Raw genomic sequence first — 18540 nt, 5'->3', positions numbered from 1 at the left:
GGAGCGACCATGACCGCATCCGACGGCGACCGCGCCGCAATTCTTGCCATTCTCGCCGCCGAAGATGCTGCATGGGCCGCGGGCGACGCCGTTGCCTTTGCGGCACCCGTCACCGACGAGGTCGTCTTCACCAACGTCGTCGGCATGTTCTCGGTCGGGCGGATGCCCTTCATCGGCCAGCACAAGCACATCTTCGCGACCTTCTATCGTGGCAGCACGCTGCGGCAGACGGTCGCCCACATCGCCATGATCCGCCCCGATGTCGCGGTCGTCGACACGCTGACCGAGGTCACCGGATTTGGCGACCTGCCCCCATTCTTCTCACCCGTCGACGGCGCGCTCCGCACCCGGCTCGAACAGGTCATGGTCAAGACCGATGGCCGCTGGCAGGTCGCGGCGTTCCACAACGTCGAGATCAACGCCGCCGCCATCGCCGCCGCTGCCGGACCGCCGCCCGCACGATGAGCGACCTGCTAGCGGTCTATATCCACTGGCCGTTCTGTGTCTCGAAGTGCCCGTACTGCGACTTCAACAGCCACGTCCGCGCGAGCATCGACGAAGCCGGCTGGACGGACGCGCTGGTCGCCGACCTCGCGTTCGAGTCGGCGCTGACTCCGGGCCGGACGGTCGGCAGCATCTTCTTTGGCGGCGGCACCCCGTCGCTGATGGCCCCGGCAACGGTCGAGCGCATCATCGCTGCCGTCGCCGCGAACTGGCCGATCGATTCCGACTGCGAGGTCACCCTCGAAGCCAATCCATCAAGCGTCGAGGCCGCGCGCTTCGCTGGGTTCGCCGCCGCCGGGGTCAACCGCGTCAGCCTCGGGCTGCAGGCGCTCGACGACGCCGCCCTCGCCGCGCTCGGCCGCCCGCACGATCTCGCGCAGGGGATGGCGGCGCTCGACGTCGCGCAGCGGCATTTCCCGCGCGTCAGCTTCGACCTGATCTACGACCGTCCCGGGCAAACGGTAGCGGCGTGGAGCACCGAGCTGACCCGTGCGCTCGCCTTCGGCACCGAGCATCTGTCGCTCTACGGCCTGACGATCGAGCCGGGCACGCGCTACGCGGTGCTCCACGCCAAGGGCGAACTGGTGCTGCCGCCCGAGGAGATTTCCGCCGACCTGTTCGACCTGACGGCCGAGATGACGGCGGCGGCGGGCATCGCGGCGTATGAAGTGTCGAACCACGCCCGCCCAGGCGCGGCGAGCCGCCACAACCTAGCTTACTGGACCTACGCCGATTACGTTGGAGTCGGCCCGGGGGCACACGGTCGGCGGGCGGGCGAAGCGACCGCGCGGCACCGCAAGCCCGAGAATTGGATCGCCGCGGTCGCCGCGCACGGCCATGGCATCGTCACGACCGAGCCGCTGCCCCCCGCGACGCGCGCCCGCGAGGCGCTGCTGATGGGGCTGCGGCTGGCGGACGGGATCGATGCGAGCACTTTTGAGCGGCGGACAGGGGAGGCGCTCGACGCCTCGATCGACCGCACGCGGCTGGCACGGCTGGTCGAGCTCGGCTTCGTCGAGTCGGATGTAGCGGGACTGCGACTGACCCCAAAGGGCCGGCCGCTGGTGAATGCGGTGCTCGCCGAACTCGCTTAGTTCAGCGCCTTCGGGGCGGCAGCGACGACGGTGAAGCCCTGCGGCCCGACCTGCTCGACCTCGAGCCCGCGTTCGGCGACGCCCGCGCCCGAAAAGCGGAACACGCCGTCGATCCCCGTGAAGCCGCCCGCTGCCGATAGCCCGGCGCGCGGGAATGGCGCGCCGGTCGCCCAGCCGTTGCCGGCGACGCCGTTGACCAGCAGCACCGCGTCGTAGCCGAAGCTCGCCAGCCTTGACGGCGCGCCGCCGAACTTCGCCTTGTAGCGCACCGCGAGCTGGTGGAAGCGGTCGTCGGGGACGGCGGCAAACACCGCGCCGCTGAGCGCCGGAGCCTGGGCGATCGCGGGTTCGCTGTTCCACAATTCGGTTCCCATGATGAGGACCGGGGTCGCGCCGAACTGGACAAGCGCGGGGGCGACAGCGGCCGCGATCGATCCCGAATCGGCGATCAGCAGCGCCTGGAACCCGACCGGCGCGAGATTGTGGCTGACCGAAGCGATCGTCCCGTCGGGACGGAGCGCAGCGGTTTTGGCGGCGGCGGCGTGGCGCGCATCGTAATCGGTGAGCTTGCGCGCGGCGGCAAGCAGCCCCGCCGAAGTCCGGGCATAGCTCGTCACCGCGACCGCCTTGCCGCCCGCGGCCTCGACCGCACGGAGGAAGGCGGTCCCCGCGCGTTGGCCGTAGACCCCCGACGGGACCAGCGCGGCGAAGCGCTCGACGCCGCGCGACCGGGCGTAGGCGACGACGCGCGCGATTGACTGGCCGGGCTGGAAGCCCATGACGAAGGTGCCGCCGCCCGCGAGCGCGGCGTCGTTCGAGAAGGTCAGGACCGGCACGCCGTTGGCGCTCGCGACGCCCTGCACCGCGCGAACATCGCCCGCGAGCAACGGCCCGAGGAAAAGCTTCGCACCGTCGCCGACCGCCTTCGCCGCCGCCGCGCCGGCGCCACCCGCCGCGGTATCGTAGACCTGGAGGTTGATGCGGGTATCGCCGAGATCGAGCAGCGCCATCGTCGCGGCATTGGCGATCGACTGGCCGACAGCGGCGTTCGCGCCGGTCATCGGCACGAGCAGCGCAACACGGTTGCGCGCCGCATCGGGGGCGCGGGTGGGCGCTGCCACCACGACCGGGGCGGGAGCGGCCGGACGCGGCCCGACAGCCATTCCGGTCTGGGTCTTCGGTCCCGCACACGCGGCTGCGACGAATGCGAGACCAACACCCGCGATCCGCAGCCGCTGCGCTAACGGTTGCCGCCGGGGCCCAAGCCCGTCCAGAGTACGCAAATGGAATCTCCCTCGACCACTGAAGACATGGCCTTGTTAACCGGCACGTTGTCGCCCGGCCTCTACATCGTCGCAACCCCGATCGGCAATCTCGGTGACCTGTCCCCGCGTGCCGCGCGGATCCTTGCGGGTGTCGCACTGATCGCCGCCGAGGACACGCGCGTCACTGCCAAGCTGCTGGCTCATATCGATGCCAAGGTCCCGATGCAGCCGTACCACGACCATAATGCCGATGCGGTCCGCCCCGCGCTGATCGAGCGAATGCGCTGCGACGCGGTCGCCCTCGTCTCCGATGCGGGTACCCCGCTGATCTCCGACCCAGGGTACAAGCTCGTCCGCGACGCCCGCGCTGCCGGGATCGAAGTCATCACGATTCCCGGGCCTTGCGCTGCGGTTGCTGCGCTGACGCTCGCTGGATTGCCGACCGACCGCTTCCTGTTCGCCGGCTTTCTTCCCGCGAAGGCCGGCGCGAAGGCGGCGGCGATCGACGAGCTCGGCGCGGTCCGCGCAACTTTGGTATTCTATGAGTCCGGGCCGCGGACGTCGGCGACGCTCGCGCTGCTGGCGGAGCGGCTGGGGGACCGCCCGGCGGCGGTCGCGCGCGAGATCACCAAGAAGTTCGAGGAAACCGTCGACGGCACTTTGCTCGGCCTCAGCGCGCGCTACGCCGAAGCGCCGCCGCGCGGTGAAGTCGTGATCGTGGTGGGGCCGCCGGGCGAGGCGGTCGCGCCGTCCGCCGCCGATCTCGACACCGCGCTTATCGCTGCCATGGTGTCGCACCCGCTCAGTGCTGCGGTCGCCGAGGTCAGCGCGACGCTCGGTGTGGCACGAAAGACAGTTTACGCGCGTGCCCTCGAACTCAAGTCCAGATAGCCGCTCGACAAGCCGCGATTGTCACTCCAATCTGTAACAACTTGGGGAACGACAGGCAGGGTGACGCGAAGGGACCGAGGCGATGGCTAGCGCGAGTGACGTGATGCTGCGAACGAGCGACCTGGCCCGGCTGGGACTTGTCGACGACGCCGCGATCGATCTAGCCGATGCAGCGCTGCTGCTCGCCGCCGCCGACCAGCCCGCCAACGACACACGCGCGACGCTCGACACCGCCCGCGCCCGCCTGACGGGCATGGCGCTCCGCCTTCAGCGGGAATCGGCGGGGCTGACGACACCGCGCAGCCGCGCGCGCGCGCTGACCGAACTCATCGCCCAGTCCGAAGAAATGACCGGCGACGCGCAGGATTACGACAACCCGCGCAACGCCGACCTGCTCGAACTGCTCGACCGCAAGCTTGGCCTACCGGTGACGCTGTCGATCCTGTACGTCGCACTCGCCCGCCGCGTCGGCTGGGCGGCCGATCCGCTCGGACTGCCGGGGCACGTCCTCGTCCGCATCGGCCATGACCCTGTCGCGCAGCTGGTCGATCCGTTCGACGGCGGCCGCCTGCTCGGTCCGACCGGCCTCAACGCAGTGCTGACGCGCGTGCTCGGCGGCTCGGCCACGCTCGACGCCGACCATCTTACCGCGTTGAGCAACCGCGCGACGCTCGTCCGGCTGTTGTCGAACCAAGCGACACGCGCGCGGCGCGGCGGCGATGTCGCCCGCGCGCTGACCCTCCACGAACGGATGACGCTGATTGCGCCGGGCTTCACCGGCCTGTGGTGGGAGCGCGCCCGGCTCGAGCAGCTGACCGGTGCGGTCGGCGCGGCGCGGATGTCGCTCGGCGCGATGCTCGAGACGACGCGTGACACCGCGGTGCGCGGGCGGATTCGCGCCGCGCTCGAAGCGTTGGCGCGCAGCCCGAGCTAGACCCACTGGCGCGAAGCCCGAGCGAGGGTCTACGACGGCGGCTCACGCCACGGGAGCCGCCTGCATGTCACTGACCGTCGCCGTCCAGATGGACCCGATCGAAACCGTCAACATCGGCGGCGATTCGACCTTTGCGCTGATGCTAGAGGCGCAGTCGCGCGGCCATACGCTGTGGCACTATCTGAGCACCGACCTGACCTATGTCGCGGGCCGGGTCCGCGCGCGTGCCCGCCCGCTCACGGTCGAGCGGACCGCGGGCGCGCATTTCCGCTGGACCGGCGAGACGACGACGATCGATTTGGGGCGCGATACCGACGTCGTGCTGATGCGGCAGGACCCGCCGTTCGACATGGCGTACATCACCGCGACGCATCTGCTCGAGCGCGTTGCCGGCGAGACCTTGGTGGTCAACGACCCCGCCGAGGTCCGTAATGCGCCCGAGAAATTATTCGTCCTCGGCTATCCGGACCTGATGCCGCCGACGATGGTGACGCGGCGATTGGACGAGGCGGCGGCGTTTCGCGAGGAACATGGCGCGGTTGTCGTCAAGCCGCTCTACGGCAACGCCGGGACCGCAGTCTTCCACGTCGGCACCGGTGACGCCAACCTCGCCGCGCTCGTCGAACTGTTCAGCCACGTCTGGCCCGAGCCGTTCATGGTCCAGAAGTTCCTGCCCGACGTCTCGGCGGGCGACAAGCGCATCGTCCTCGTCGACGGCATCGCCACCGGGGCGATCAACCGCCTGCCGAAAGCGGGCGAAATCCGCTCGAACCTCGCCGCCGGCGGTGCCGCGCACGCGACCGCGCTGACGCCGCGCGAGGAGGAAATCTGCGCGCGCATCGGGCCGGAGTTGAAGCGGCGCGGACTGGTGTTCGTCGGCATCGACGTCATCGCGGGCTATCTGACCGAGATCAACGTCACCTCGCCGACCGGGATCGTCGCGATCGACCGCTTCAACGGCACCGACACGCCGGGGCTGATCTGGGATGCGATCAAAGCGCGGATCGGCGGCTAGGCCGGGGGCGCGGCAACAACGCGCTGTTCCGCCTGGGCTTGGCAGGGCAGACTTGGGACCATGCCAGCGCCGCGCCTCTCGTTAGCGACCGTCACCACGCGATGACGCGCGGCGCGATCATCCGCTTTGCGCTGGCGCTGACGATACTGGTCGTTGCGGGCTGGCTGGCGTTGCGGTTCGCGCGGGTGCCGCGGATCGACCGGGCGGAGGCGGAGACGCGGGCGACGCGGCTGCTCACCGCTTATGCCGGGCAGACCGGGCAGCCGGCGGGGCATTTCGGCAATCGGCGCGTGCTCGAATATTCCGACGAGTGGCAATTCGTCTGGACCTACCGGCCGTGCGCTGCGGTGGGGGAGTTGCGGATCGCGGTGCGGCGATCGGGGGCGGCACGGTATATCGTACTGCCGGATTGCTCCCCGGTGCGGGGGTTCGCGGTCGGGCCGCGGGTGGCTTGAGGGTGGGTAGTTAGGAAGGGGTCGCGGCAAAGCCGCGCCGTCGGTCGGGCTCGGCGCGAAGGTGCACCGACTCGCCGGCCGGACCTGCCGCGAGTCCCGCGATAGCCGAATAATGCAAGGGCATTACTCGGATATCGCGGGCCGCGTTTGGTCCTACTTCAAATGCTGGGCGAGATACTTGTTCATCTCGAACATCGTGCACTTGTCGCGCCCGAAAACCTTCTTCAGCTTCTCGTCGGCGAGGATTTCGCGCTTGTCGGCGGGGTTCTGCAAATTGTGCTTGCGGATATATTCCCACACCTTGCTCACGACCTGGCCGCGCGGAAGCACGTCCTTGCCGACGATCTCTGCGAGTTCGGGCGAGGGCTGGAGTGGCTTCTGGAGCGCATCGACCTTCTTCGGCGCGTTCGGGTCGACGGGGGCCTTTTCCTTCTTCGCCGCAGGTGCCTTCTTGGCCGCTGGAGCCTTCTTGGCTGCCGGTGCCTTGTCGGCAGCGGGCTTCGCGGTCTTGGGTGTCGTCGCCATCAGTAATGTCTCCCCTGCCCCGGTCGGGCTTGTGCCAACTGGCCATGATCGCCGTTGTTCCGTGTGAGGAACCTTAGTCGTTTTGCTTTTCGGTGCAATTACCCCGCGCGACGATTTTATGACGGCCTAAAACGTCCGTTTGGCATGAAACAGCCATGTCCGCGGCGGCGCGAGATACGCAACCGTACCAAGGCTCGACGCGACATAGTTGCGGTCGAGGCAGTTGTTGCACTCGATGCTGAGCACCCAATTGCCGTCGTCGGTCTTCATCGCCAGCGCGGCGTTGGCGACGACATACGACTTGGCGCGCGATCCGGTGATGAGCGTCCCGCCGAACGGGTTGGCCGGATAGGTGATGCCGCTGCCGCCGGTGACCCCGCCGGTGTACAGCGACGCGTTCGACGCGCCGGTGTCGAAGCTCGACCGGTAGATCACGCTGCCGCCGGGCTGAAGGATGATCCCCGCCGCCGGGATCGCATAGTCGAAGGTGCCGCCGACCGCCGCGCTATAGTCGGGCGTGTAGTCGGGCCGCGCGAGCGAGCCATCGGCCGCAACCAGCCCGCTGCCGCAATCGGGGGCGTTGTCGACGAACGGCGCGCCGGGAACGCGCTTGGCGGCGAGTTCGGTGCGGCAGTCGGCCTGTTGTTGTGCGATCGCCTTCGTGCCGAAGCGATCGGCGCCGGTCGCGCCGTTCACGCGGTAGCGGGCGTGCTGATACCCGAGGTTAGCGAACAGGTTGAGCCCCTTAAACGGCGTCGCGGTCGCTTCGAACTCGGCCCCGTAATTGTGCATGCCCGCGCTTGCGGTCGAATACGACAGCGCGCCCGACGCCGGGTCGACGCCGGTGACGGGGACCGCGACGTTGCTCGCGTCGATGTAGAAGCCGGTGACGCCGACCTTGAGCCGGTGATCGAACAGGTCGCTCTTGACCCCGCCCTCGTACGTCCAGTTGCGCGACGCGGCGTACGGCAGCAGCGCCTGCGGGACGATCGCCTGCGTGTTCCACCCGCCGCCGGTGAAGCCGCGCGTCGCGCTGGCGAAAACGAGGACACCGGGTAGCTGGTAGCTGGCGGCGACGCGTGGGGTCCACAGCTTGGTCGACTGGTTGACCGGCACGGCGATGCCGCCGCTGACGAGGCTCGCGGTGTTGAGGCACGTCAGGCAGCCCGCACGATTGTCGCTGACCCCGAGCGTCTTGCGCTCGTCAGTGTAATGCACCCCGGCGGTCAGCTTGAACGCATCGGTCACGTTGGCGTCGACCTGCGCATAGCCCGCGGTCGACTTGGTCGAGGTGCGGAGCGTTCGGTCGGCGAGGACTCCCGGATTGCCGCGCGGTGCGGGCGCGGCGGCGGTGGTCAGGATGTCGGCGACGTCGGTGGTATCGTCCTCGTCGGAGTAATAGGCCCCGACGACGTAATCGAGGAAGCCGCCGAACGCCTTGCCGTCGAGGCGGACCTCCTGGCTGAACTGGTGGGTCGACCCGTCGCTTAGCGTTGTCGATCCGCCGGCGGTATAGCCCGCCACCGCCGGGAACGGCGTCGCGACGCTGGGGACGAGGCGTCCGTCGGTCAGGTCGGCGGCGTATTTCTGCTTGAGGTCGGCGTAGCCGGTGATGACCGCGACGTTGAAGCCGTCGCCCGCCCACAGGAATTTCGACGTTGCCAACGTCGTGTCGGCATAGTCCTGCGCGCCGAAGCCAGCCTTGCGGCCGGTGACGCCGAGCGCGGTGAACGGCGACGGATGCGCCGTGTCATAGCCCTGGCGCAGCCCGCTCGTCAGGAAGCGCCCCTTGCAGTTCGACGGGTTGCGCGGATCGCAGTCGGAGGTTGCGAAATTATCGGCGTCGTTGCGCAGATATGCGACCGATCCGTTCCAGCTCAGTCGGTCGGTGACGTTGATCCGCAGCGCACCGCGGATGCCCGCGCCGTTGCTGTCGTCATTACGCTGCCCGGTGGTCGAGTTGATGCCGTAGCCGTGGTCGTCGTTGTAGAATCCGCTCAGCTTGATTGCGATGTCGGTGCCGAACGGAATGTTGAGCGAACCGCGGAATTCGCGGCGCTCGTAACTGCCGTAGCCGCCTTCGAAATAGCCCGCGATCCGGTCGCCGGGTTCGGCGAGATTGACGTCGAAGCTCCCGCCGCTGCTGTTCGCCCCGCCCGTCGTCCCCTGCGGTCCGCGCCGGACATCGACGCCTGTGATGTCGAAGAAGCCGAAGTTGTTGGCCGACTGCCGCGGCAGGTAGATGCCATCGATCGAGGTCGTAACCGGGGCGCCGACCGACGGTGCAGCCGACGTCGTGCCGAGCCCGCGGATGTAGTCGATATTGCCCGCGCCGATGCCGGGGAATGACGCGCTAACCGAATTGGGGACGTACTCGAGCACGTCGCGCGTCGTAACGAGGCCGCGCTGGGCGAGGACGTCGGTCGACAGGCTCGTCACCGTCGTTGCATCGATAGGGGCATCTGGGGCGGGGGCGACCTGTGCCGGCGGTGTCGCCGCCGGAGTTGCGGTCGCGGCCGGCGTCGCGGCCTGGGCAAAGGCTATCCCGCCGAAACTGGCGCTGGCGAGGGCGATGACGGCGGTCGTCGTCACCAGGCGATATCGTACCATCAAGTCGCATTCCCTACTGAACCGCCGCGCGCCGTCTTTGACAGATGCCGCCGGCCCGCCGATAGCCCCCGCAGCGACCTAGCGTGGAGCAGCCGTGAACGATACCGAAAATCTGCCGAGGCCCGCCACCCTGCTGCTTACCGCGCGGGTGAGCGATGCGCGGAAAATGGCGGCGTATGCCAAGGCGCTCGCCGAGTCGGGACTCTATGCCGCGCACGGCGGGGTCGTGACGGTCGACGGCCAGCCGGCCAATCGCCTCGAAGGCTGGCCCGACGGCGTCGGCGCGGTGATGATCAATTTCCCGTCGCGGACCGCGGCGGAGAGCTTCTGGTTCTCGGCGAAGTATCAAGAAGAGTTGAAGCCGCTGCGGCGCGGCGCGGCGACGATGCAGGCGGCGATCTTCGAGGCAGTGTAGCGCGCGGGCGGCGGTTCGATCGCCGTTTGATTCCGCTGTCCTACAGCCCCGCGAACACGTTACGGTCCCGGCGAGTCGAGCCGCGCGGGTCCGGCACCGTGTTCTTTCTCATTGTTGGTCGCCGCCTTAGTCGGCTCCCTTCCCTGCTCTTCCTGCTCCCCTCCCCTTCAGGGGAGGGGTCGGGGGTGGGGGAGTCGCCGCGCGCTCTTCGCCCGAGAAAGCCCCCACCCCCGGGCCACGCCAAGAGGCGCGTCTCTCGCCCCTCCCCTGAAGGGGAGGGGAAGATGCCGTCCCGCCCTTAGGCAGGGGGAGGTCAGACACGAAAATGCATGTTCAAAACCGTGAACTTCGTGTGACCTTTCAGCCCCACGAAGCACCGTTGCGGTCGTAAGCAGCCCGCTCCTCAATAGACTTCGAACAGTCCCGCCGCGCCCATGCCGCCGCCGACGCACATCGTCACGACGACATATTTCGCCCCGCGCCGCTTGCCCTCGATCAGCGCATGACCCGTCAGCCGTGCCCCCGACATGCCGTACGGATGCCCGATCGAGATCGCGCCGCCGTTGACGTTGAGCTTCGCCTGGTCGATGCCGAGCACGTCGGCACAGTGGAGCACCTGCACCGCAAACGCCTCGTTCAATTCCCACAGGTCGATGTCGTCGATCGTCAGGCCGTTGCGCTTCAACAGCTTGGGCACGGCATAGATCGGGCCGATGCCCATCTCGTCGGGGTCGAGCCCGGCCGACGCCATGCCGACGTAGCGCCCGAGCGGGGTCAGCCCGCGCCGTGACGCCTCGCCGGCTTCCATCAGCACGCTCGCCGACGCGCCGTCCGACAGCTGTGACGCGTTGCCGGCAGTGATGACCCCGCCTTCGCGGACCGGCTTGAGGCCCTTCAAGCCTTCGAGCGTGGTCTCGGGGCGATTGCCCTCGTCCTTGGTCAGCGTGACGTCGTGGAACGTGACCTCGCCGGTTTCCTTGTTCGCCATGCCCATGCTCGACGGCAGCGGCACGATCTCGGCGTCGAACCGGCCTGCCTGTTGCGCGGCGGCGGTCCGCATCTGCGACTGGTAGCTATACTCGTCCTGCCGGTCGCGGCTGATGCTGTACCGCTTGGCCACGACCTCGGCGGTGTCGATCATCGGCATGTAGACGTTCGAATGCATCGCGAGGAGGCCGGGATCGGGGTCGATGCGCATCTTGTTGGTCTGGACCATCGAGATCGAATCCTGCCCGCCGCCGATCGCAATCTGCATCCCGTCGACGATGATCTGCTTTGCCGCGGTCGCGATCGCCATCATCCCCGACGCGCACTGCCGGTCCATCGACTGGCCGCTTACGCTCGTCGGCAGCCCGGCGCGAAGCAGCGCCAGCCGGGCGATATTGGGGGCCTGTCCGCCCTGCTGGAGCGATGCGCCCCAGACGACGTCGTCGACCTCCGCCCCGTCGATCCCGGCACGCTCGACCGCGTGCTTGATCGCATGGCCGCCGAGCATCGGCGGCGGCGAGGCGTTGAATGCACCGCGAAAGGCGCGCCCGATCGGGGTCCGCGCGGTCGAAACGATGACAGCTTCACGCATGGGTCTAATCCTTGTTGTCAGGGAAGCGGGGCATGCCGGCCTCGGGCTGAAGGTCGAGTGCACCGACGATCAGCGCGATACCGTTATAGAAAGCAACGAGTTGGACGATCTCAAGAACCTGCGCGGTGTCGAACTCGGCCGCCAGCCGCGCAAACTCGGCGTCGCTCAGCCGGTTGCGCGCCAGCAGGGCATCGACCGTCGCGATGAGCGTGGCGTCGTGCGCAGTCCAGTTGCCGTCATCGGCATGACCGTCGAACGTCGAACGGACCTGCTCTTGGGTCAGTTCGGCCTTCTTGGCGAAGACCTTGGTGTGGATGCCCCACTCATACTCGTTGCCGGTCTTCGCGGCGGTCCGGTCGATCACCACCTCGCGGTCGCGCATCGACAGCGGCGACGGGCCCGCCATTGACGCGGCGGCAAAGCGCTCCCAGGCCCGCGGGCTCTGGGCGACCGCGGTAAACAGCGCGAGCGGGTCACGCCCCGGGGCAGTCATCCGCTCCATCGCCGTCGCGAACTCGGGCGGCCACGCGTCGCGCGGCAGGGTGCCGATGCGGCTCACAGGTAGATCAGGGCGATCGACTCGGCGATCAGCGCGGGTTTGGTCTCGCCTTCGATCTCGACGGTTACCGAGGTCGTCGTCTGGATGCTGCCGTCGGGGCGGTCGTCGACCGCGACCATCGTGAAGCGCCCGCGGACGCGCTTGCCCGACTTGACCGGGGCCATGAAGCGCAATTTGTTGAGGCCGTAATTGACCCCCATCTTCGCGCCCTCGACGCCGGGCACCGAGCTATAAGTCATCATCGGGATCAGGCTGAGGGTCAGGAACCCATGGGCGATCGTCGTGCCGAACGGGGTCTTCGCCGCAGCGACGGGGTCGACATGGATGAACTGATGGTCGCCGGTGGCTTCGGCAAACGCGTCGATCCGCGCCTGGTCGACGAGCACCCAGTCGGACACGCCGACTTCGGTCCCGACCTTCGAACGGTATTCTGCCAGCGGCAGGCTGTCGCGCATTCGATCACTCCCCGGTGTTTTGCGGCACCCTAACCGCGGTTGCCGCTAACGTCACCCTTCATTTCTCGGCGCGACGGCGTAGGAGGCGGGGATGACCAGCCTCACCTCCGCCCGCGCCGAGATGCGCGACCTTCGCCGCGCTCCCGAGCCCGCTGTCCTCGCCCGCCTGCTGCCCGCCGCAACGCTGGCGCCCGCAACCCGCGCCGCCGTCGAGAACCGCGCGCTCGGCCTCCTCGCCGACTTGCGCGCGGCGCAGGGGAGCGGGTGGGTCAACCGGTTCCTCCAGCAATACCGGCTCAATACCGCCGAGGGCGTCGCGCTGCTCAGCCTCGCCGAGGCGTTCCTCCGCGTCCCCGACGCCGCGACCGCCGACCTGCTGATCCGCGACAAGATCGGCGGGGCCGACTGGGGCGCGCATACCGGCAAGTCTGATTCGCTCCTCGTCAATTCAGCGACCTGGGGTCTCGTGCTGACGCGTGCGGTGGTCGGTGCGGGCGAGCGTGCATCGGTGTTGCAGCGGCTGATCGCACGGTCGGGCGAGCCCTTCGTCCGCACTGCGGTCGGCGCGGCGATGCGGATGATGGGCCAGATCTTTGTCATGGGACGGACGATCGATGAAGCGCTCGACCGCGCATCGGACAGCGATAACAAGGGCTTCACTGCCAGCTTCGACATGCTCGGCGAGGCGGCGCGGACACGCGACGATGCCGTGCGCTATTACGACAGCTATGTCGCCGCGATCCAGCGCATCGGCGCGTCGAACCAGGCCGCGGGCCATTCGATTTCGGTCAAGCTGTCGGCGTTGCACCCGCGCTACGAAACCGCACACGCCGCGACATGCGTCCCCGAACTCACTGATATGCTTGGCTCACTGGCAAGTGCCGCCGCAGCCGCTGGCATCGGCCTGACGGTTGACGCCGAGGAAACCGAGCGACTCGACATGTCGCTCGATATCATCGCCGCGGTCGCGCAGCACCGGCAACTGCGCGGCTGGGACGGCCTCGGCATGGCGGCACAGGCCTACGGCAAGCGGGCAGCCGCGGTGATCGACTGGGCGCAGGCGCTGGGTGCCGAGACATCGCGCCAGCTCGGCGTCCGGTTGGTCAAGGGCGCGTATTGGGATAGCGAGATCAAGCGCACCCAAGTCGAGGGCTTGGCGGACTACCCCCTGTTCACCCGCAAGGCCGCGACCGACGTATCGTACCTCGCCTGCGCCGCGAAGATGCTCGCCGCGCCGAACATCTTCCCCGCGTTCGCGACGCATAATGCACTGACCGTGGCGACGATCCTCGAATGGGCGGGCGGCCCCGAGGGCTTCGAATTCCAGCGACTCCACGGCATGGGCGAGGGGCTGTACGAGCGGCTGGTCCGTGAAGATGGCTACGCCTGCCGCAGCTATGCGCCGGTCGGCGGGCACCGCGACCTGCTCGCCTATCTGGTCCGGCGGTTGCTCGAGAACGGCGCGAACTCGAGCTTCGTCCACCAGCTCGCCGACGCCGGGGTTAGCGATATCGACCTTCTCGCCGACCCGGCGGTACGGATCGCGGCGGTCGGGGGCACGCCGCATCCGAGCATCCCGCTGCCGCGCGACCTTTTCCCGGGCCGGGTCAATTCGAGCGGACTCGACCTTGCCGATGCCGAGGTCTTGGCGCGGGTCGAACGCGACGTCCTGCACCTCGACGAGGCCGATCGGTTGTTCGGCAAGCGCTCTAAGATCAATGATGTAGACCCTTCGACCGGGCAAGTGGCGTGCGCCGTCGCCGCCGCGCATGCCGCCTTCCCGGCGTGGGACGCGACCCCAGTTGGCAAGCGCGCCGACATCCTCGAGCGCCTCGGCGACCTGCTCGAGCGCGACCGCGCCAAGCTGATGGCCTTGTGCGTCGACGAGGCGAAAAAGACGATCGGCGATGCGCTCGGCGAGGTCCGCGAGGCGGTCGACTTCTGTCGCTATTATGCCGCGCAGGCCCGCGAGCATTTCGTGCCCATGCTCCTTCCCGGCCCGACCGGCGAGCGCAACGAACTTAGGCTGGCGGGGCGCGGCGTCTTTGCCTGCATCGCCCCATGGAACTTCCCGCTGGCGATCTTTCTCGGCCAGGTCACCGCCGCGCTCGCCGCGGGCAACACCGTCGTCGCCAAGCCAGCGCCGCAGACCCCGCGCATCGCCGCGGCTTCAGTCGCGCTCGCCCATGAGGCCGGCGTGCCCGCCGATGTCCTTCGTCTTGTCATCGGCGGCGGCGATGTCGGCAGTGCGCTGGTCGGTGATCCGCGCATAATGGGGGTCGCGTTCACCGGCTCGACGCGGACCGCGCGCGCGATCGCCCGGACGCTGCTCGACGACGACCGCCGTCCGCTCGTGCCGCTGATCGCCGAGACCGGGGGGCTCAATGCGATGATCGTCGATTCGACCGCACTGCCCGAGCAGGTCGTCGTCGACGTCGTCACCAGCGCCTTCCGGTCGGCGGGGCAGCGCTGCTCGGCGCTGCGGCTGCTCCTGCTGCAGGAGGATATCGCCGCGCGGACACTCGACATGCTCAAGGGGGCGATGGACACGCTGATCGTCGGCGCGCCCGGTGATCCGCGAACCGACGTCGGGCCGGTCATCGACGAGGCGGCATTCGACCGTCTCGAAACCTATCGCCAATCGAAGCAGGATCGCTGGGTTCATACGATCGCGGCTCCGGCAGAGGGCAACTTCGTCGCCCCGACGATCATCCGGCTGCCGGGCGTCGAGGCGCTGCGTGAGGAATGGTTCGGGCCTATCCTCCACGTCGCGACATGGCGGTCGGGCGAGCTCGACGCGACCGTCGCGGCGGTCAATGCCAGCGGCTACGGCCTGACGATGGGACTCCACAGCCGCATCGCCTCCTCCGCCGAGCGCGTCGCTGCCACCGCGCGGGTCGGGAACCTGTACGTCAACCGCGCGATGATCGGTGCGGTTGTCGGCTCGCAACCCTTTGGCGGCGAAGGGCTTTCGGGGACCGGGCCGAAGGCGGGCGGTCCGCATTACCTGCCGCGCTTCGCCGTCGAGCGAGTGGTGTCGACCGATACGACGAGTGCTGGCGGCAATGCGAGCCTGCTTAGCATCGAGGATGCAGCCGGTATTTAGTCGGAAATAGCTTCCGGTTGCGCCCATCGCTTTTTTGCGTATAGATACTCCGCATGAACGCAATGACGCCTCCCAGCGACTTCGTCATCACCGCGCCGAAGCGTGATTGGCTGAAAGCCTTGCGCGCAGTGCGGCGGCTGCTCGCCGACAAGGACGACACCGTCCAGGTGTTCGAGATCATGCGGTCGCTCAACGGGCGGGCAACCCGCGATGGGTACCTCCAGCTGCTTCGGACGGCGCAGGGCGGCCGGATCGCCTACCAGCGGCGCGAGCTGCCCGAGGTGCTGATGGACCGTGCGACGCTTGCCACCTATCCCGCCGGCAGCGTCGCGGCGCACTACCTTGCCTTTACCGAGGCCGGCCAGATCAGCGCCGATGGCCTTGCCGACGTCAGCCGCCAGGCAGCGCGCCCGGAGGGCATCGACCTTGTCCACCCGGTCGCGTGGTATGGGCGGCGCATCCGCGATACGCACGACCTTTGGCACATCCTGACCGGCTACGATCTCACCGGGCTCGGCGAGGCGTGCCTCGTCGCGTTCTCCTACGCACAGACCAAGGCGCTCGGCTGGGCGTTGATCGGGACCGGTGCCGCGCTGCGGGGTGCGCGCCAGCCGGGACACAAGTTCGCCCGCGCGATCTGGGAGGGCTATCGCCGCGGACGATCGGCAGCATGGCTGCCCGGACAGGATTACGAGGCGTTGCTTGCCGAGCCGCTCGAGGCCGCTCGAGCCCGGCTTGGGTTGCGGCCTCCCGCGCTTTTCGATGCCATCCCCGTCGCAGCCCGCAATCACGCGCTGCCCAAGACCGCCTAGCCCGTCGCGCCCTGCGGCGGGATGGCGAACGCGACGGGCGGGTCGATCACCCGCCCATCGGCGCGCCCGGTCAGCGCCACCTGCGTCGGGTAGGCGAAGTCGATCCCAAGTTCGTTGAACCGCCGCAGGATCGCCAGTCCGATCGCGTGGCGCGCATCCATCATCGTCTTGAACGACTGCCCGGCGCTGAAGAAGGCGATCTCGAAATCGAGCGACGAGTCGGCGAAGCGCACGAAATGACAGCGGTCGAAGCGGCACTCGGGCCGAGCGTTCACGATCGCCTCGATTTCTGCAGGGATCGACTCGAGCAGCTCGCTGCTCGTCTGGTAGGTGACGCCGATCACCATGATGACCTGCCGCTCCTCGATCCGGGCGAGGTTCGAGATCTGGTCGCCGAGCAGCTTGGTATTGCCGACGACGACCTGTTCGCCCGACTGCGAGCGGATGCGAACGGTTTTGAGCCCGATCGCCTCGACCTTGCCGGTGACGCTGCCCCAGCGGATCGTGTCGCCGACCCGGAACGGACGGTCGAACAGGATCGCCAGTGCCGCGAACAGGTCGGCGAAGATGCCCTGCGCGGCGAGACCGATGGCGATGCCGCCGACGCCGAGACCGGCAACCAGCGCGGTGACGTTGACCCCGAGATTGTCGAGCACGAGGATGAACGCGAGCGACCAGACGACGACGTTGACCAGCACGCGGATGATGCCGCCCGCGCTCGCCAGCGCGGCTTTGTCCTCGGCGAAGGCGGCACGGCGGTCGACGAGGCCGAGGATGAACTCCCGAACCCAGATCGCGCCTTGGATCGCGGCGGAAACAGTGAAGACCAGCTTGATGAAGCTCAGCAGCGCTCCCGGCGGTGCGGCGGTCCGAACCGCGATCTCGGCGGCAAGCGCGCCGATGAAGAAGGTGCGCGTCTTGCGGACCATCCGCCCGATGAAGCCCTGCCACGTCGTGACGTCGTGACCGGTCCCGAGCAGGCGGCAGATGCCGAAGCGGATACCGAGTAACACCAGCGCGATGACGACCGCGCTGCCGATTCCGATCAGCGCGGCGACGCTGTCGGTCTGGAGCCACGCGATCGTGTTGGACGTCAGCCGCTCGACCTGGTCCGGCATATGGAGCAGATCGCCGGATAGACCGGTGTTCAACGGATGCGGGGTGATGGCCATAAAGCGACTAACGGTTGCGAATAGAGACGGTTCGACCGGGGTTTATCGGTCGGGTACGTTGACCCGCGATTAACAGGGCGGGCGTTGCACCACGACTAACGGTAGAGCCGGACCCGGAACAAGCCTAATCGACTGGCAGCCAATTCGGCCAGTCGACCGTCACCGTGGCGCTCCCGGCGACGAGCGGGCGGCCAGCGGCCTCGACCTTGAGGTAGACGATTCCCCGCGTTCCGGCGTGGCTGCGAAGTTCACCCGCAGCGAGGCCGTCGGCGGTAATCGCGACACCGTTCTCGACGTCGCCGTCGATCGTCACCGGCAGCAGGCGGCGGCGGAGCTTGTCGCGGTGATGCATCCGCGCGGTATTCTCCTGCCCGACATAGCAGCCCTTGGTGAAGCTAACGCCGTTCAACTCGACCGCGTTTGCCTCGAGCCACAGCATCCGGTCGAGCAGCAGGTCGGCGCTGTCGGGCACCCCGAGCGCAAGGCGGTGGCGGGCATAGTCGTGGACCCCGGTGTTGGTCTCGGCGGCGTCGGCGATCCAGCGCGTGCCGAGCGCAGGCAGTTGCGGGTCGGCGGGGAGGCCGATCGCCGGTTCGTCCCATCCGGCGAAGACGTGGAGTGCGGGTTCGGCGGCGATCGTCACCGCGCGGCGCAGCCGGTACATCGTCAGCCGCCTCGCCAGCGCCTCGGCGGCGGTGGCGAGGACGTCGACGAGGACCGCGCCGGGCTCGACGTCGCCATGATCGAACAGGATCATGTCGAACAACGGTTTGCCCTGCGCGCTGAGCAGGCCCGCCCATAAGGGTGTATCGCGGGTCAGCCGGTCGACGTCGTTGGTGACGAGGTCCTGCAGGTAGGCGCGGGCGTCGGCCCCGCCGATACGAAGGACGACGCGGTCGGTGAGGCGGGCGATGGGCATTGCCCGAAGCTGGGGCGGCGCGGGGCGGATAGCAACTAAGTTCAGAATAAGTTCACACAGAAGACGGTGATTTTGCGTTCCCGGCTTTCCCCTTCAAGCTGACCCCGATCGCCTGAAAACGGGCACTGCCACGGGTGCGGCAACGCCCTGAGGAGGTCGCGGCTGGCGGGTCGATCCGACGGCGGGAAGAGCGGATCGATGCTAAGTTCAAAATAAGTTCACACAAACGA

The 18540-nt window shown here is 68.3% G+C and carries 17 protein-coding genes; 9 read left to right on the top strand and 8 right to left on the bottom strand.

Annotated features, from left to right (window positions below):
• Positions 1–9 precede the first annotated feature (9 nt).
• Entirely contained in the window at positions 10–465 is a 456-nt protein-coding gene (locus KTC28_RS07235; protein ID WP_216708282.1) for an SgcJ/EcaC family oxidoreductase, read from the top strand.
• Positions 462–1598, top strand: a complete 1137-nt coding sequence (gene hemW, locus KTC28_RS07230) for a radical SAM family heme chaperone HemW (RefSeq protein WP_216708281.1) — start codon at positions 462–464, stop codon at positions 1596–1598. Before KTC28_RS07235 ends, hemW begins: the two co-directional genes overlap by 4 nt.
• Here hemW and KTC28_RS07225 read toward each other — a convergent pair.
• Positions 1595–2881: a penicillin-binding protein activator gene (locus tag KTC28_RS07225; protein WP_226896087.1), complete on the bottom strand. Its 1287-nt coding sequence runs from the start codon at positions 2879–2881 to the stop codon at positions 1595–1597. The two genes, hemW and KTC28_RS07225, sit on opposite strands and share 4 nt — an antisense overlap.
• Here KTC28_RS07225 and rsmI point away from each other — a divergent pair, their 5' ends adjacent.
• The 4 genes from rsmI (at position 2882) to KTC28_RS07205 (ending at position 6158) form a co-directional block, all read left to right on the top strand.
• Complete coding sequence (gene rsmI / locus KTC28_RS07220; protein ID WP_255602348.1) at positions 2882–3754, top strand: 16S rRNA (cytidine(1402)-2'-O)-methyltransferase; 873 nt, start codon at positions 2882–2884, stop codon at positions 3752–3754.
• A gap of 82 nt (positions 3755–3836) precedes the next feature.
• Positions 3837–4688: a SirB1 family protein gene (locus KTC28_RS07215; protein ID WP_226896088.1), complete on the top strand. Its 852-nt coding sequence runs from the start codon at positions 3837–3839 to the stop codon at positions 4686–4688.
• Between the two features lie 64 nt (positions 4689–4752).
• On the top strand, positions 4753–5703 hold the full coding sequence (gene gshB / locus KTC28_RS07210) for a glutathione synthase (RefSeq protein WP_216708280.1): 951 nt from the start codon (positions 4753–4755) through the stop codon (positions 5701–5703).
• A 38-nt stretch (positions 5704–5741) separates the two neighbouring features.
• On the top strand, positions 5742–6158 hold the full coding sequence (locus KTC28_RS07205; RefSeq protein WP_223132300.1) for a hypothetical protein: 417 nt from the start codon (positions 5742–5744) through the stop codon (positions 6156–6158).
• Positions 6159–6311: 153 nt separating this feature from the next.
• Here the strand turns inward: KTC28_RS07205 and KTC28_RS22715 are convergent, their stop codons facing one another.
• Together KTC28_RS22715 and KTC28_RS07195 are read right to left on the bottom strand one after the other, a co-directional pair.
• A complete protein-coding gene (locus tag KTC28_RS22715; protein WP_226896310.1) occupies positions 6312–6503 on the bottom strand; it encodes an SWIB/MDM2 domain-containing protein in 192 nt (63 codons plus the stop codon).
• A 306-nt stretch (positions 6504–6809) separates the two neighbouring features.
• Entirely contained in the window at positions 6810–9293 is a 2484-nt protein-coding gene (locus KTC28_RS07195) for a TonB-dependent receptor (protein ID WP_216708277.1), read from the bottom strand.
• Positions 9294–9387: 94 nt separating this feature from the next.
• On the opposite strand from KTC28_RS07195, the gene KTC28_RS07190 reads away from it, so the two are divergent.
• Entirely contained in the window at positions 9388–9708 is a 321-nt protein-coding gene (locus KTC28_RS07190; protein WP_216708276.1) for a DUF1330 domain-containing protein, read from the top strand.
• Positions 9709–10111: 403 nt separating this feature from the next.
• Here the strand turns inward: KTC28_RS07190 and KTC28_RS07185 are convergent, their stop codons facing one another.
• Genes KTC28_RS07185 through KTC28_RS07175 form a run of 3 tightly spaced genes read right to left on the bottom strand, consistent with a single transcriptional unit; the run spans position 10112 to position 12301 of the window.
• Positions 10112–11287, bottom strand: coding sequence for an acetyl-CoA C-acyltransferase (locus tag KTC28_RS07185; RefSeq protein WP_216708275.1), 1176 nt, complete (start codon positions 11285–11287; stop codon positions 10112–10114).
• A gap of 4 nt (positions 11288–11291) precedes the next feature.
• A complete protein-coding gene (locus KTC28_RS07180) occupies positions 11292–11846 on the bottom strand; it encodes a carboxymuconolactone decarboxylase family protein (protein WP_216708274.1) in 555 nt (184 codons plus the stop codon).
• Positions 11843–12301 (bottom strand): MaoC family dehydratase, encoded by a 459-nt coding sequence (locus KTC28_RS07175; RefSeq protein ID WP_216708273.1) that lies wholly within the window; start codon positions 12299–12301, stop codon positions 11843–11845. The genes KTC28_RS07180 and KTC28_RS07175 overlap by 4 nt, the downstream gene beginning before the upstream one ends.
• Before the next feature lie 91 nt (positions 12302–12392).
• Between KTC28_RS07175 and putA the strand changes: the two genes are divergently transcribed.
• Both putA and KTC28_RS07165 read left to right on the top strand, forming a co-directional pair.
• A complete protein-coding gene (gene putA, locus KTC28_RS07170; RefSeq protein ID WP_216708272.1) occupies positions 12393–15407 on the top strand; it encodes a bifunctional proline dehydrogenase/L-glutamate gamma-semialdehyde dehydrogenase PutA in 3015 nt (1004 codons plus the stop codon).
• A gap of 53 nt (positions 15408–15460) precedes the next feature.
• Positions 15461–16219 carry a Coq4 family protein gene (locus KTC28_RS07165; protein WP_255602346.1) on the top strand — a complete coding sequence of 253 codons (759 nt, stop codon included), beginning with the start codon at positions 15461–15463 and terminating at the stop codon, positions 16217–16219.
• Here the strand turns inward: KTC28_RS07165 and KTC28_RS07160 are convergent.
• Positions 16216–17391, bottom strand: coding sequence for a mechanosensitive ion channel family protein (locus KTC28_RS07160; RefSeq protein ID WP_255602345.1), 1176 nt, complete (start codon positions 17389–17391; stop codon positions 16216–16218). The genes KTC28_RS07165 and KTC28_RS07160 overlap by 4 nt on opposite strands.
• Before the next feature lie 124 nt (positions 17392–17515).
• Positions 17516–18310 carry a CAF17-like 4Fe-4S cluster assembly/insertion protein YgfZ gene (gene ygfZ / locus KTC28_RS07155; RefSeq protein ID WP_216708271.1) on the bottom strand — a complete coding sequence of 265 codons (795 nt, stop codon included), beginning with the start codon at positions 18308–18310 and terminating at the stop codon, positions 17516–17518.
• Positions 18311–18540: the final 230 nt, after the last annotated feature.

It is taken from the genome of Polymorphobacter megasporae, from assembly GCF_018982885.2.
Classification (GTDB): Bacteria; Pseudomonadota; Alphaproteobacteria; order Sphingomonadales; family Sphingomonadaceae; genus Polymorphobacter_B; species Polymorphobacter_B megasporae.
The sequence above is the reverse complement of the archived record's forward strand: the minus strand, read 5'-3'. Positions and strand labels throughout refer to the sequence as shown.

What these genes read in the sequence shown, in the direction of transcription:
- KTC28_RS07235 (WP_216708282.1), top strand. Translation starts at nt 10, where the DNA reads ATGACCGCATCCGACGGCGACCGCGCCGCAATTCTTGCCATTCTCGCC.
- hemW (WP_216708281.1), top strand. Translation starts at nt 462, where the DNA reads ATGAGCGACCTGCTAGCGGTCTATATCCACTGGCCGTTCTGTGTCTCG.
- rsmI (WP_255602348.1), top strand. Translation starts at nt 2,882, where the DNA reads ATGGAATCTCCCTCGACCACTGAAGACATGGCCTTGTTAACCGGCACG.
- KTC28_RS07215 (WP_226896088.1), top strand. Translation starts at nt 3,837, where the DNA reads ATGGCTAGCGCGAGTGACGTGATGCTGCGAACGAGCGACCTGGCCCGG.
- gshB (WP_216708280.1), top strand. Translation starts at nt 4,753, where the DNA reads ATGTCACTGACCGTCGCCGTCCAGATGGACCCGATCGAAACCGTCAAC.
- KTC28_RS07195 (WP_216708277.1), bottom strand. Translation starts at nt 9,293, where the DNA reads ATGGTACGATATCGCCTGGTGACGACGACCGCCGTCATCGCCCTCGCC.
- KTC28_RS07185 (WP_216708275.1), bottom strand. Translation starts at nt 11,287, where the DNA reads ATGCGTGAAGCTGTCATCGTTTCGACCGCGCGGACCCCGATCGGGCGC.
- KTC28_RS07175 (WP_216708273.1), bottom strand. Translation starts at nt 12,301, where the DNA reads ATGCGCGACAGCCTGCCGCTGGCAGAATACCGTTCGAAGGTCGGGACC.
- putA (WP_216708272.1), top strand. Translation starts at nt 12,393, where the DNA reads ATGACCAGCCTCACCTCCGCCCGCGCCGAGATGCGCGACCTTCGCCGC.
- KTC28_RS07165 (WP_255602346.1), top strand. Translation starts at nt 15,461, where the DNA reads ATGAACGCAATGACGCCTCCCAGCGACTTCGTCATCACCGCGCCGAAG.
- KTC28_RS07160 (WP_255602345.1), bottom strand. Translation starts at nt 17,391, where the DNA reads ATGGCCATCACCCCGCATCCGTTGAACACCGGTCTATCCGGCGATCTG.
- ygfZ (WP_216708271.1), bottom strand. Translation starts at nt 18,310, where the DNA reads ATGCCCATCGCCCGCCTCACCGACCGCGTCGTCCTTCGTATCGGCGGG.